This window comes from Stenotrophomonas sp. 78350_Sma (assembly GCF_056482105.1).
Map to the genome: position 1 here is coordinate 3,431,378 of NZ_CM151182.1, position 13,816 is coordinate 3,445,193.

Here is a 13,816-nt window from a genome sequence, read left to right on the forward strand (position 1 = left end):
ACGTCCATGTAGCCTTGGTCGCCGCATCCATGCGGCTCACACCCCGCAAACCCACAGTGCCCCGCCTTCGACAGTGGGCCGGTGGCCAGTAGATCCACGCCATGCGTGGATGAATCTCAATCAGAATCAAATATTTCGAATTGAAATCGAAACGCATCCACGCATGGCGTGGCTCTACTGTGTCGACCAAGGTCGACACCCACCAGAGCAGAGTGCCGTTCCGACAGCTCGCAAGAATCTGTCGAAGGCGGGGTGGGTCCGGTTGAGGGAGTGTCCGCGGCATGGATGCCGCGGCCAAGCCCCCAGGGATGGGTTTACGGCGTCTCCCGCAACCGGACCCAACCCGCCCACCCACGGATAGCCAGCTTCTGCCGTTGACGTTGACGTTGACTCGGCAGGTGCAGGGCTGCAGGCCCTGCCGGACACCCCCTACCTGCGGGGCGCGAGCTGCTCGAGCATTTCCCAGGACTTCAGGCCGCGCGGCCCGAGGTGATGGGCCAGCACCCGCCGCATCGGCAGGCGCAGGCTGGCCAGGTCAGCGGCATCGGGCTCTTCGTCGGCCGCCAACGCCAGCAGCGCCGAGCCAGTGGCCGCCGCCCGGCGTTCCCCACCGCGCTCGCTCAGCAGGCGCTGCGCGCCTTCCTGCGGGTCCAGTTCATAGCGCGCGGCCGGGTCGATCGGCTGGCCGTCGCTGGCACTGTCCAGTTCGAAACCCAGGCCCAGTGCGGTCAGCAGCTCACGCTCGAAACGACGCAGCGTCCAGGCCAGGCCGGCACCGACCGCCAGCCGCGCGCGCGCTTCGCCATAGGCCAGATACAACTCGGGCAACGGGTCCTGGCGGGGCGCCAGGCGCAGGGTCAGTTCACTCAGGTAGAAGCCGGCCAGCATCGCCTGGCCGACCAGCCTGGGTGCCGCATCCAGCGCTTCGGCGCCGCGCAGCTGGGCCAGTTCACCGCGCTGCTGGGCACTGAAGCGGATCCACTGCAATGGCTGCAGGGCAGCACGCAGCACCTGCCCCTTCGCCGTTGACACACCACGTGCGAGCAGGCCGATGCGGCCATGCTGCGCACTCAACACTTCGACCAGCAGGCTGGTCTCGCGGTAGGCCCGTGCATGCAGCACGAAGCCGGTGTCGTCCTCGATCATCATCGAAGCGACCGCAACGGCTTACTCGTAACCGAAGGCCTTCAGCGCGGCCTCGTCATCAGACCAGCCTTCACGCACGCGCACCCAGGTCTCCAGGAACACCTTGGCCCCGAACAGACGCTCCATCTGCAGGCGGGACTTGGCGCCGATCTCCTTGAGGCGGGCGCCGCCCTTGCCGATCACGATGGCCTTCTGGCCTTCGCGCTCGACCCAGATCACCGCACCGATGCGCAGCAGGTTGCCGTCCTCGGTGAACCGCTCGATCTCAACGGTGGTGGCGTAGGGCAGCTCTTCGCCAAGCTGGCGCATCAGCTGCTCACGTACCAGTTCGCCGGCCAGGAAACGCTGGCTGCGGTCGGTGATCTCGTCCTCGCCGAACATCGGCGGCGCTTCCGGCAGCAGCTTCAGCACGTCGCGCACCAGCGCTTCCAGGCCGTTGCGCTTCTGCGCCGAGATCGGATGCACGGCGGCAAAATCACGGCCCTCGGTCACCTGCTGCAGGAACGGCAGCAGCGCGCCCTTTTCCTTCAGACGGTCGATCTTGTTGACCACCAGCACCACCGGAATGCCGGCGTCGCGCAGCACATTGAAGGCCAGGCTGTCTTCTTCATCCCAGCGACCGGCCTCGATCACCAGCAGGCCGGCATCGACGCCCTCCAGCGAGCCACGCGCGGCACGGTTCATCACCCGGTTCATCGCCCGCTTCTGCACCTTGTGCAGGCCGGGGGTATCAACCAGCACCAGCTGGCCTTCCGGGTAGGTGGCGATGCCCAGCAGGCGATGACGCGTGGTCTGCGGGCGGTTGGAAACGATGCTGACCTTCGCACCGACCAAGGCATTGGTCAGGGTCGATTTGCCCACGTTCGGGCGGCCGATGACGGCCACGCTGCCGCAATGATGAGGGGTTTGTTCGCTCACTTGGAATCCAGTTGTTCTAGGACGGCCGCAGCCGCCTGTTGTTCGGCAAGCCGCCGCGAGGCGCCTTCGCCCTCGGTGCTGGCAGCCGGGTCGGCTACGTTGCAGCGTACCCGGAAGTGCTTGGCGTGGTCGTCACCGGATTCTGACACCAGTTCATACTGCGGCAACGCCTTCTGTCGGGCCTGCAGCCATTCCTGCAGGCGGGTCTTGGGGTCCTTCTCGGGCCGGCCGGAGGCCGGCAGTGCCTCGATCGATGCGCTGAACCAGGGCAGTACCACCGCCCGGCAGGCCTCGAAGCCGGCATCCAGGTAGATCGCAGCCACCACGGCTTCCACCGCGTCGGCCAGGATCGAGTCGCGGCGATGACCGCCGGACTTCATTTCGCCCGGGCCCAGGGTCAGCCGCTCGCCCAGTTCCAGGCTGCGCCCGATCACCGCCAGCGCGCCTTCACGCACCAGCTCGGCACGGGCACGGGTCATCGCCCCTTCGTCAGCCTTGGGCCAGCGTCGGTACAACGCCTCGGCCGCCATCATGTTGACGATGCTGTCGCCGAGGAATTCCAGGCGCTCGTTGTGCGGCGCACCGGCACTGCGATGCGTCAGCGCCTGCTTGAGCAGGGCCGGATCGCTGAAGGCATGACCAATCAGGTCGCCACGTTGGATGAATTTACTGGGCACCGCTTCGTGTCAGGTCCTGGGAAGAATCGAATTTGCCAACCACATCGAGGTTGCCGATCAGCTGACGGCGCACTTCGTAGTTGACCTTGAGGGTCCAGCCATTGTCGCGGCGATCGAACTTCACGTTGGCCGGCTTCACATTGTCCGAGTAGTTGATGTACAGGCGCTTGAAGAACAGGTCCTGGATCCGCGACGGCTCCATGCTGCCCACGCCCGGCTCGTTGGCCAGGCTCTTCATCGCCGAGCGCACGGCGTAGTACTCCTGGTACATCGGGAACAGCTTCATGCCGATGTAGAGGAAGAAACCGACCACGATCAGGACCGTCAGGAACGAGGTCAGGGTCATGCCGCGCTGCGCGTTCATCGTCTTCATTGCGTTCTCCCCAGATACGCGTTGGATGTGAAAATACTCAGTTGCCGCCCGGTCAGTTGATGCTCGAGCCGATCCGCGACGGCTCGAAGCCATCCTTGCAGAACCAGCCCTGGCAGTTCAGCCAGATCAGGAACGCCTTGCCGCGCAGGTTCTCTTCCGGCAGCAGGCCCCAGAAACGGCCATCGTCGCTGTTGTCACGGTTGTCGCCCATCACCAGGTACTTGCCGGCCGGCACGGTCCACTGGCCCTGGCCACGCGGGTAGTCGGTCTCCAGCACGGTGTGGGTGCGGCCCGGCAGGTGCTCGACCAGCAGGTTGGCGCCTTCGCCCTGGCCCTTGTGGCCGGCGTAGATGCCCTTGTTGTCGTACTTCAACGGCTCGCCATTGAGGGTCACGCCGTCGCCTTCGAAGACCACGGTGTCACCCGGCACGCCGATCACGCGCTTGATGAAGTTCTCGCCCTTGGCCGGGTCGTTGTCGCTGTGGCCGGGGAAGTGGAACACCACCACGTCGCCACGCGAGGGCTCGCCGAACGGCACGATCTTGGTGTTGCTGATCGGCAGGCGCAGGCCGTAGGAGAACTTGTTGACCAGGATGAAGTCGCCGATCAGCAGGTTCGGCATCATCGAGCTGGACGGGATCTTGTACGGTTCGGCAATGAAGCTGCGCACGATCAGCACGATCGCCAGCACCGGGAAGAACGCACGCGAGTAATCCACCAGCACCGGCTCGGAATCGAGCAGGCCGGCGCGCTGGGCGCGACGCTTGGCGAGGTAAAGCTTGTCCGCAAGCAGGATCAGGCCCGAGGCCAGGGTCAGCACGACCAGGAGGATCTCAAACAGTTTCATTCAGGGTCCTTTGCAACGTCACCGGACGACCGGCCCCGCAGGGCCGGTGCGGGATTACTTGTTGTCCATCTGCAGCACGGCCAGGAACGCTTCCTGCGGGATCTCCACACGACCGACCTGCTTCATGCGCTTCTTGCCTTCCTTCTGCTTTTCCAGAAGCTTCTTCTTGCGCGAAACGTCGCCACCATAGCACTTGGCCAGCACGTTCTTGCGCATGGCCTTGACCGTGGTACGGGCGATGATCTGCGAGCCGACCGCCGCCTGGATGGCGACGTCGAACATCTGGCGCGGAATCAGGTCCTTCATCTTCTCGCACAGCTCGCGGCCACGGCGGTCGGCATGGCTGCGGTGCACGATCAGCGACAGCGCGTCGACCTTGTCGCCGTTGATCAGCACATCCACGCGCACGAACGGGCCGGCGTCAAAGCGCACGAAGTGGTAGTCCAGCGAGGCATAGCCACGGCTGACCGACTTCAGCTTGTCGAAGAAGTCCAGCACCACCTCGGCCATCGGCAGTTCATAGCTGATCTGCACCTGGCTGCCCAGGTAGTTGATGCCGATCTGGCTGCCGCGCTTTTCTTCGCACAGCTTGATGATGTTGCCGATGTACTCCTCGGGAGTGAGCACGTTGGCACGGATGATCGGCTCGCGGATCTCCTCGACCTGGTTCACCGGCGGCAGCTTGGCCGGGTTGTCCATGTTGATGATCGAGCCATCGGTCTTCAGGACTTCATACACCACCGTCGGCGCGGTGCTGATCAGGTCCAGGTTGTATTCGCGCTCCAGGCGCTCCTGCACGATCTCCATGTGCAGCATGCCGAGGAAGCCGCAGCGGAAGCCGAAGCCCATCGCCTCGGAGCTTTCCGGCTCGAAGCGCAGCGCGGCATCGTTCAGGCGCAGCTTGTCCAGCGCTTCGCGCAGGTCCGGGTAATCCTCGGCATCGACCGGGAACAGGCCGGCGAACACGCGCGGCTGCATTTCCTGGAAACCCGGCAGCGGCTTTGGTGCCGGGTCGCCGGCCAGGGTCAGGGTGTCGCCAACCGGCGCGCCGTGCACGTCCTTGATGCTGGCGGTGACCCAGCCCACTTCACCGGCACGCAGCGCCGGCAGCACTTTCCGCTTCGGCGTGAACACGCCGACGTTGTCGACCTGGTGGTTGCGGCCGGTGGACATCACCTGCAGCTTGTCACCGGCCTTGATCTCGCCCTGCATCACGCGCACCAGCGAGACCACGCCCAGGTAGTTGTCGAACCAGGAGTCGATGATCAGCGCCTGCAGCTTCTCGGTGTCGCGCGGCGCCGGCGGCGGAATGCGATGCACGATTGCTTCCAGCACGTCCTGCACGTTCAGGCCGGTCTTGGCGCTGACCGGCACGGCGTCGGAAGCGTCGATGCCGATCACGGCCTCGATCTCGGCCTTGGCACGCTCGATGTCGGCGGTCGGCAGGTCGATCTTGTTGATCACCGGCACCACTTCCAGGCCCTGCTCCACCGCGGTGTAGCAGTTGGCCACCGACTGCGCTTCCACGCCCTGGGCCGCATCGACCACCAGCAGCGCGCCTTCGCAGGCGGCCAGCGAGCGGCTGACTTCATAGGAGAAGTCGACGTGGCCGGGGGTGTCGATGAAGTTCAGATGGTAGGTCTGCCCGTCCTTGGCCAGGTACGGCAGCGACACCGACTGCGCCTTGATCGTGATGCCACGCTCGCGCTCGATCGGGTTGGAGTCGAGCACCTGCGCTTCCATCTCGCGGGCCTGCAGGCCACCACAAAGCTGGATGATGCGGTCGGCCAGCGTGGACTTGCCGTGGTCGACATGGGCGATGATGGAGAAGTTGCGGATGTTCCGCATCGAATCAGAAGACATAGGTGGCGGCGGCGCGCGGCGTCGTCAGGGTAACGGTCGATTATCGCATGCCCGGCGCCCCACCGCGAAAGCGGCCTCATCAGGCCGGGCCCGGAATGGCCGAAGCCCCGCCAGGGCGGGGCTTCGGCGGCGGACAAGGGCCGCGGGGCGGCCCCGGGCGACCCTTACTGGCCGGCCTTCACCGCCACAAAGGCGCTGTTGCCGTTACCGGTGCGCACCAGCAGCATCACCACGTCGTCCTTCTTGTAGCTGGACAGCGCCCGGTTCAGGCCCTCCACGCTGCCGACCGCGGTGCGGCCGACCTGCAGGATCACCATGCCAGGAGACAGGCCGGCATCACGCGCCGCCTGGCCCTTGACCCCGGTGATGCGCACGCCTTCGTTGCCGTCCAGCCCGAACTGCTTGCGCTGCGGCGCGGTCAGGTCGCTCACGTCCAGTCCCAGCAGGGCATTGGCACCGGTCTGCGGTGCCGCATCGGGCCTGGCGGCAGCCGCCGCACGGGCATTGCCCTGACCGTCTTCGCTCAGCGCCGTGAGCGTGGCGCTGAGATCGCGCGGCTTGCCATCGCGGATCACCCCCAGGGTGACCCGGCTGCCCGGCGCCATCGCACCGATCAGCGGCGGCAGGTCGGACCAGCTGTTGACCGGGCTGCCGTTGACCGAACGCACCACGTCGCCGATCTGCACACCGGCCTTCTCCGCGGCACTGCCAGCGACGATCTGGTTGACCAGCGCGCCGCGGCTGTCGGGCAGGCCCAGGCCCTGCGCCTTCAGCGCATCGATCGGCTCGACCACCGCACCCAGCTGGCCACGGGTGACCTTGCCGCTCTTCTTGATCTGCTCGACCGCGCTCATCGCCAGGTCGATCGGGATCGCGAAGCTGATGCCCATGTAGCCGCCGGAGGCGGAGAAGATCTGCGAGTTGATGCCGACCACTTCGCCACGGGTGTTCAGCAGCGGACCACCGGAATTGCCCTGGTTGATCGCCACGTCGGTCTGGATGAACGGTACGTAGCGCTGGTCGGCGCCACCGGTGCTGCGGCCCAGTGCACTGACGATACCGGCGGTGACCGAGTGGTCGAGACCGAACGGCGAGCCGATCGCGACAACCCACTGGCCCGGCTTCAGCGTGTTGGAATCGCCGACGCGCACGGTCGGCAGGTTCTTGCCATCGATCTTCAGCAGCGCCACGTCGTACTGCTGGTCGCTGCCCACCACCTTGGCGTTGAACTCACGGCTGTCGCCCAGCTTGACCTTCACGTCGCTGGCGTCGGCCACCACGTGGTAGTTGGTCAGCACATAGCCGTCGGGCGAGATGATGAAGCCCGACCCCATGCCACGGCCCTTGATGCTGGGGCCACCGTCCTGCCCACCCGGTCCCTGCCCCGGCATCGGGAAGTCCGGGCCGAAGAAGCGGCGGAAGAACTCCGGCATGTCGTCGTCACCGCCCATCGGGCCCCGCGAAGCCTGGCGGTTGTTGCGGACGATGGTGGTGTCGACGTTGACCACGCCCGGCCCGACCTGTTCAACAAGGTGGGTGAAATCGGGCAGGCCGGTAACCAGCGGCTGTGCCGGCGCCCGCGGCGCGGCGGCCGGGGCAGCCTGGGCCGGGGCGGCCGGAGCCGGGGCCTGCGCGCAGGCCATCAGCGGCAGGGTCAGGGCCAGCAGGCCAATGGCCTGCGTGCGGAATCGGGGAGTCATCGGACGGCAACCTCCGGATCGGATGGAAAGAGGAATACGGGCCCCGCCGACGGCGGGGCGTGAAAGCACCCGGCTCAGTCGCGCGGGCGCGGCGGCACCGGCAGGTCGTCCTGCAGGCGCGGCTCGAACGGGTAGAACGCGGCGCCACCGGTATGGGCCGGGAAGCTGGCATTGAGCGCGCCGCCGGCGGCAGGCGCCAGGCTGGAACGCGGCCACGGCCGGGCCTGCAGCCCACCGACCTCACCAAACGGCATGTTGCGGCCGGCATTGGCCGGTACGGTCGGGGTCAGCGGCGCCTGCGCAGCAGCCACTGCGCGTTGCGGCAGGTCCTCACGCTGGGCGGCACGCGCGGCCTGCTGGCTGCGGGTGGCACTGGCGCGGCGGGTATCCTGGCGGCGACTGGCAGCGGCCATCGCCAGGGCGGGAGCCGCCGCCACGGCCATCGCGGCAGTGTCTGCAGAGGCCTCGGTCACCGGGGCAGGGTCGGTCGGCACGGTCGGCAGCTCTGCCTGGCTGGCGATCACCTGTGGTGCCAACGGCTCGCCCGGGGTGGCCTCCCTCAGCTTCTCACCGCCCATGAACAGTGCCACCGCCGCCACCGAAGCGGCCAGTGCGGCACCACCGCCCCAGGCCCGCCAGCCACTGCGACGCACCTGACGGCGCGGCTCGGCCTGCGGCGCAGGCTCGGCGGCGATGGCGGCAGCCACGGCGGCACTGAACCCGGCCGGCGCCAGCGCCGACGCCTGCCCGCGCATCACATCGCCCAGCAGCTGCCAGCGCTCCTGGCAGCCGGCCAGTTCGGGGTCATGCTCCATCCGGCGCAGCAGGAAGCGCGCTTCATCGGCACCCAGCTCGCCATCGACCAGGGCCGACAGCTGCTCCCGATGGCGCTGGTCCAGGCGCTGCCCGGCGGGCGATTGATGGTTCTGCGATTCGTTGAACGGATTACTGGTCATACGCGGCTCTTCTCACGGGTGGCGCTGCCGATGTCCAACAGCGGCCGGAGTTCGGTGTCGATCGCCTCGCGCGCCCGGAAGATCCGTGAACGCACGGTGCCGATCGGGCACCCCATTTTCTGCGCGATTTCCTCGTAGCTCAGGCCTTCCACCTCGCGCAGGGTGATCGCCGACCGGAGCTCTTCCGGCAGCGCGTTGACGGCCTTCATCACCGTCTTTTCCAGCTCCTGGCGCATCAACTCGCGTTCGGGCGTGTCGGTGTCGCGCAGGCGCGTACCACTGTCGAACTGTTCGGCATCGCCGATGTCGATGTCATCGGTCGGTGGCCGTCGATTGTGTGAAGCCAGGTAGTTTTTGGCGGTATTCACGGCGATTCGATGCAACCAGGTTGAGAACTGGGCATCGCCACGGAAACTTCCGATCGCGCGATAGGCACGGATGAAAGTGTCCTGGGCGACGTCCTGACATTCGCTCCAGTCGGCGATGTAGCGACCGACAAGGGCCACCACGCGATGCTGGTACTTGCGCACCAGGACATCGAACGCGGCGCTCTCGCCGTGCTGCACGCGCCGGACCAGCTCCAGATCCAGCTCCTGTGGTGTATCAACCTCGGCCATGAGGGGCCGCACTCCTGTCAGCCCAACCGACGTCGGGCAATGAGACTGCCAATCCCGGGAAAAGTTCAGTCGCCGATCACCCGGCGCCGCACCAGCTTTTAACCACCGTTCCGTTAGCGTCCCGGTCCACGGCCATGGATCCGGGGTCGCCACTCCCCTGCTATTGGGATTTGACGCGGGGGAAACAACCTCTGGATCATAGCCGCTTCTCCATACACAACCGGATGGAACGTCCATGCTCTCAGGCTTCGATGGTCTCCGCTTCAGCCACTGGCACCCCGAGATCCGCGACGACGGCGTGGTGGTCCTCTCCCTGGATCGTCAGGACAGCAGCGTCAACGCGATGTCGCAGGACGTGCTGCTGGAACTGGGGGACCTGCTGGAACGCATCGCGCTGGACCCGCCCAAGGGCGTGGTGATCCAGTCGTTGAAGAAGGCGGGGTTCATTGCCGGCGCGGACCTGAAGGAGTTCCAGGAGTTCGACCGCCGCGGCACCGTCAACGATGCCATCCGTCGCGGCCAGGCTACTTACCAGAAGCTGGCCGAGCTGCCCTGCCCGACCGTGGCGGCCATCCATGGCCACTGCCTGGGCGGCGGCACCGAGCTGGCGCTGGCCTGCCGCTACCGCGTGGCCTCCAATGACAGCAGCACCCGCATTGGCCTGCCTGAAACCCAGCTGGGCATCTTCCCCGGTTGGGGCGGCAGCGCGCGCCTGCCGCAGCTGGTGGGCGCCCCGGCGGCGATGGACATGATGCTGACCGGCCGCACCCTGTCGGCGTCGGCCGCGCGTGGGATCGGCCTGGTCGACAAGGTAGTGGCACCGGCGGTGGTGCTCGATACCGCCGTGGCGCTGGCCCTGTCCGGCACCACCCGCCCGTTCAAGCAGCGCGCCACGGCCTGGGCCACCAACACCTGGCTGGCCCGCACCCTGCTGGCGCCGCAGATGGTCAAGCAGGTGGCGCGCAAGGCAAAGAAGGACCAGTACCCGGCGCCGTACGCACTGATCAGCACCTGGCAGCGCAGCGGCGGCAAGCCGATCCAGGCACGCCTGGATGCCGAACGGCGTGCGGTGGTGAAGCTGGCCAGCACGCCGACCGCACGCAATCTGATCCGCATCTTCTTCCTCACCGAGCGCCTGAAGGGCCTCGGCGGTGGTGATTCGGGCATCCGCCACGTGCACGTGGTCGGCGCCGGCGTGATGGGCGGCGACATCGCCGCGTGGGCCGCCTACAAGGGCTTCGACGTAACCCTGCAGGACCGCGAGCAGCGCTTCATCGACCCCGCCATGGAACGCGCGCAGGCGCTGTTCGCCAAGAAGGTGCGCGACGAGAGCAAGCGCCCAGCGGTGGCCGCACGCCTGCGTGCCGACCTGGAAGGCAACGGCGTGGCCGAGGCCGACCTGGTGATCGAAGCGATCATCGAAGACCCGGAGGCCAAGCGTGCGCTGTACCAGACGTTGGAACCGAAGATGAAGCACGACGCGCTGCTGACCACCAACACCTCGTCGATTCCGCTGGTGGAACTGCGCGACCACATCCAGCGCCCGGCGCAGTTCGCCGGCCTGCACTACTTCAACCCGGTGGCGCAGATGCCGCTGGTGGAGATCATCCACCACGACGGCATGGCGGCGGAGACCGAGCGCCGCCTGGCCGCGTTCTGCAAGGCGCTGGGCAAGTTCCCGGTGCCGGTGGCAGGCAGCCCGGGCTTCCTGGTCAACCGCGTGCTGTTCCCGTACATGCTGGAAGCGGCCACCGCGTATGCCGAAGGCATTCCGGGCCCGGTGATCGACAAGGCGGCGGTGAAGTTCGGCATGCCGATGGGCCCGATCGAACTGATCGACACCGTGGGCCTGGACGTGGCCGCCGGCGTCGGCCGCGAGCTGGCGCCGTTCCTGGGCCTGCAGATTCCCGCCGCACTGCAGACGGTGGAACCGGACAAGCGCGGCAAGAAGGATGGCCAGGGCATCTACACCTGGGAAAACGGCAAGCCGAAGAAGCCGGACGTGGCCAGCGATTACCAGGCCCCGACCGATCTTGAGGACCGCCTGATCCTGCCGCTGTTGAACGAAGCGGTGGCGTGCCTGCATGAAGGCGTGGTGGCCGATGCGGACCTGCTGGATGCGGGCGTGATCTTCGGCACCGGGTTCGCCCCGTTCCGCGGTGGCCCGATCCAGCACATCCGTGCGGAGGGTGCCGATGCGATCGTCGAGCGGTTGAAGGCGCTGCAGCAGCGCCACGGCGACCGCTTCGCCCCGCGCGCGGGCTGGGACAATCCCGCCCTGCGCGAACCGGTGGTTTGAGTCTATCGGCCGGGCCTGCGGCCCGGCACCCGCAGAGGCAACCGCCGAAGCAAAAGCCAGAGCCAGAGCCAAAGCGGCTCTGGCTTTTCTGTTTGTTGGGCGGGGCGGTGTGGGCAGGCAGGACACGCCGTAAACCCATCCATGGGGGCTCGATGGCGCCATCCATGGCGCCAACGGTCCTGCCTGCCCACACCGCCCCACCCCTGACAGTTTCCCGGTGACGGTCGGTGAATCTCGATTCCGGTGTGGATCACTACGAACTGGTGGGTGGCTACCTGGGTCGCCACCAGGAGCGAAGCGACCGGCGTTTGATTCTGACTTTGTTTTTCTTTTTTCTTCTCCGTGGCTGGACGCACACGAAAACTGTCAGAGGTCGGACGGGTGGGTTGCGCAGGACCGTTGGCGCCATGGATGGCGCCATCGAGCCCCCATGGATGGGTTTACGGCGTGTCCTGCGCAACCCACCCGCCCGGCCAAGCGCGGCTTGTGCTTGTGCCTTCAGCGACCAAGCAACCAGCCACGAGGGGCTGCGCCGTTGGCTGGAACAACCTGTTACCCATACGGGGCATGTGCCCGTCACAGCTGCATGCGATGCTGGCCACCTGATCCCTGCCAGCGAGAACGCCCGCATGACCACCATCATCGCCCCGCGCGTGCACGACATCGGCGGACTCGAAGTCCGTCGCGCCGTCCCCACCTTGCAGGCGCGCAGCATCGGCTCGTTCGTGTTCGTCGACCAGATGGGCCCGGCACTCATGCACCCCGGTACGGCCATCGACGTGCGTCCTCATCCGCATATCGGCCTGGCCACGGTCACCTACCTGTGGTCGGGCGCCATCGGCCACCGCGACACGCTGGGCTCGGATCAGGTGATCCGCCCCGGTGACGTCAACTGGATGACCGCCGGTCGTGGCATCGCCCATTCCGAGCGCACGCCGCAGCCAGACCGCGAGCATGACAACCCGATCCACGGCATGCAGACCTGGGTGGCCCTGCCGAAATCGCATGAGGAAATCGAACCGGCGTTCTACCACCACGCCGCGGCCACCTTGCCGGAGCAGCGCCGCAACGGTGCCTGGCTGCGCGTGATCGCCGGCCGCGCCTATGGCGAGGAATCGCCGGTGAAGGTGTTCGCCGACACCCTCAACGTGGCGATCGATCTCGACCCGGATGCGGAAATCGACATCGACGACGGCCACCGCGAACGCGCGTTGTACATCCTCGAGGGCGAGGCGCAGCTGGATGGCGTGGACATCCCGGCGCAGCACCTGGTAATCCCGGAAGCCGGCGCACGTGGCCGCCTGCGTGCGAAGACGCCGGTGAAGGCGATGCTGTTCGGCGGCGAGCCGCTGGATGGCCCGCGTCACCTGTGGTGGAACTTCGTATCCAGCTCGAAGGAGCGCATCGAGCAGGCCAAGCACGATTGGGAAGCCGGCCGCTTCGGCACCATTCCGGGCGACGACAAGGAATTCATCCCGCTGCCGCAGTACTGAACATCGCGTGTTGCACACATCCGAAGGTGTATGCCTGCACCCGGCGTTGACGCTACAGTCACCCGCTGATCATTGAAATGTGACATAAATCACACTTTCGACCGTCAAAGGAGTGCAACACATGAGCATGGGTAAACGCTTGTCCGCCGAATTCCTCGGCACGTTCTGGCTGGTTCTGGGTGGCTGCGGCAGTGCGGTGCTGGCCGCCAAGTTCGGCGGTGACAGCAATCCGCTGGGTATCGGGTTCCTCGGCGTGGCGCTCGCCTTCGGCCTGACCGTGGTGACCGGCGCCTATGCGTTCGGCCATATCTCCGGCGCGCACTTCAATCCGGCGGTCAGCGTCGGCCTGTGGGCCGGTGGCCGCTTCCCGACCAAGGACCTGGTGCCGTACATCATCGCCCAGGTGGCTGGTGGCCTGTTGGCCGGCTTCATCCTGCTGCAGATCGCCTCGGGGGCCAGCGGCTTCGCCATCGACGGCAGCCAGGCCGGTGCGTTCGCCAGCAATGGCTATGGTGCGCTGTCGCCCGGCGGTTACAGCGTGGCGGCGGCCTTCCTGTGCGAAGTGGTGCTGACCGCCGTGTTCCTGATCGTGATCATGGGCGCCACCCACGGCAAGGCACCGGCTGGCTTCGCGCCGCTGGCGATCGGCCTGTCGCTGACCCTGATCCATCTGATCAGCATCCCGGTCACCAACACCTCGGTGAACCCGGCCCGCTCCACCGCCGTGGCCTTCTTCGCCGGCAGCGGGGCGGTCAGCCAGCTGTGGCTGTTCTGGGTCGCCCCGCTGCTGGGCGGTGCGATCGGCGGCATCATCTACAAGTGGCTCGGCAACGACCGCTGAGGCCTGTGCGGACCATTGCGGCCGACCTTCGGCCGCAATGGTTACGCTTGTAACCGCAATTTGTGCGATCGCTCACGTTCCGTTAA

12 protein-coding genes are annotated in these 13,816 nt (G+C 66.7%); 3 read left to right on the forward strand and 9 right to left on the reverse strand.

Annotation, left to right across the window (positions count from 1 at the left end; all coding sequences use genetic code 11):
• Nucleotides 1-429 precede the first annotated feature (429 nt).
• The 9 genes from recO to rpoE form a co-directional block, all read right to left on the reverse strand.
• Nucleotides 430-1,149 carry a DNA repair protein RecO gene (gene recO, locus ACZK4H_RS16010; RefSeq protein WP_099555388.1) on the reverse strand — a complete coding sequence of 240 codons (720 nt, stop codon included), beginning with the start codon at nt 1,147-1,149 and terminating at the stop codon, nt 430-432.
• 18 nt (nt 1,150-1,167) lie between these two features.
• The gene (gene era, locus ACZK4H_RS16015; RefSeq protein ID WP_005410599.1) at nt 1,168-2,064 is read right to left on the reverse strand and encodes a GTPase Era; all 897 of its coding nucleotides are present in this window, start codon (nt 2,062-2,064) and stop codon (nt 1,168-1,170) included.
• The gene (gene rnc, locus ACZK4H_RS16020) at nt 2,061-2,741 is read right to left on the reverse strand and encodes a ribonuclease III (RefSeq protein WP_019662167.1); all 681 of its coding nucleotides are present in this window, start codon (nt 2,739-2,741) and stop codon (nt 2,061-2,063) included. Before rnc ends, era begins: the two co-directional genes overlap by 4 nt.
• The gene (locus tag ACZK4H_RS16025) at nt 2,731-3,114 is read right to left on the reverse strand and encodes a DUF4845 domain-containing protein (protein WP_099555386.1); all 384 of its coding nucleotides are present in this window, start codon (nt 3,112-3,114) and stop codon (nt 2,731-2,733) included. The genes rnc and ACZK4H_RS16025 overlap by 11 nt, the downstream gene beginning before the upstream one ends.
• Nucleotides 3,115-3,166: 52 nt before the next feature.
• Nucleotides 3,167-3,961 carry a signal peptidase I gene (gene lepB / locus ACZK4H_RS16030; RefSeq protein WP_049429924.1) on the reverse strand — a complete coding sequence of 265 codons (795 nt, stop codon included), beginning with the start codon at nt 3,959-3,961 and terminating at the stop codon, nt 3,167-3,169.
• Nucleotides 3,962-4,015: 54 nt separating this feature from the next.
• Nucleotides 4,016-5,809: a translation elongation factor 4 gene (gene lepA, locus ACZK4H_RS16035; RefSeq protein WP_164145992.1), complete on the reverse strand. Its 1,794-nt coding sequence runs from the start codon at nt 5,807-5,809 to the stop codon at nt 4,016-4,018.
• A gap of 179 nt (nt 5,810-5,988) precedes the next feature.
• On the reverse strand, nt 5,989-7,524 hold the full coding sequence (locus tag ACZK4H_RS16040; RefSeq protein WP_099555382.1) for a DegQ family serine endoprotease: 1,536 nt from the start codon (nt 7,522-7,524) through the stop codon (nt 5,989-5,991).
• A 74-nt stretch (nt 7,525-7,598) separates the two neighbouring features.
• Nucleotides 7,599-8,480: a sigma-E factor negative regulatory protein gene (locus tag ACZK4H_RS16045; RefSeq protein ID WP_099555379.1), complete on the reverse strand. Its 882-nt coding sequence runs from the start codon at nt 8,478-8,480 to the stop codon at nt 7,599-7,601.
• Complete coding sequence (rpoE, locus tag ACZK4H_RS16050) at nt 8,477-9,097, reverse strand: RNA polymerase sigma factor RpoE (protein WP_099555377.1); 621 nt, start codon at nt 9,095-9,097, stop codon at nt 8,477-8,479. The genes ACZK4H_RS16045 and rpoE overlap by 4 nt, the downstream gene beginning before the upstream one ends.
• A gap of 235 nt (nt 9,098-9,332) precedes the next feature.
• On the opposite strand from rpoE, the gene ACZK4H_RS16055 reads away from it, so the two are divergent.
• The 3 genes from ACZK4H_RS16055 to aqpZ all read left to right on the forward strand — a co-directional run bounded on the left by ACZK4H_RS16055 (nt 9,333) and on the right by aqpZ (nt 13,730).
• Nucleotides 9,333-11,396 carry a 3-hydroxyacyl-CoA dehydrogenase NAD-binding domain-containing protein gene (locus ACZK4H_RS16055; protein WP_099555374.1) on the forward strand — a complete coding sequence of 688 codons (2,064 nt, stop codon included), beginning with the start codon at nt 9,333-9,335 and terminating at the stop codon, nt 11,394-11,396.
• Between the two features lie 629 nt (nt 11,397-12,025).
• Nucleotides 12,026-12,889, forward strand: a complete 864-nt coding sequence (locus tag ACZK4H_RS16060; protein WP_099555394.1) for a pirin family protein — start codon at nt 12,026-12,028, stop codon at nt 12,887-12,889.
• 121 nt (nt 12,890-13,010) lie between these two features.
• Nucleotides 13,011-13,730 carry an aquaporin Z gene (gene aqpZ / locus ACZK4H_RS16065; RefSeq protein WP_005414195.1) on the forward strand — a complete coding sequence of 240 codons (720 nt, stop codon included), beginning with the start codon at nt 13,011-13,013 and terminating at the stop codon, nt 13,728-13,730.
• The last annotated feature ends 86 nt before the right edge of the window (nt 13,731-13,816 follow it).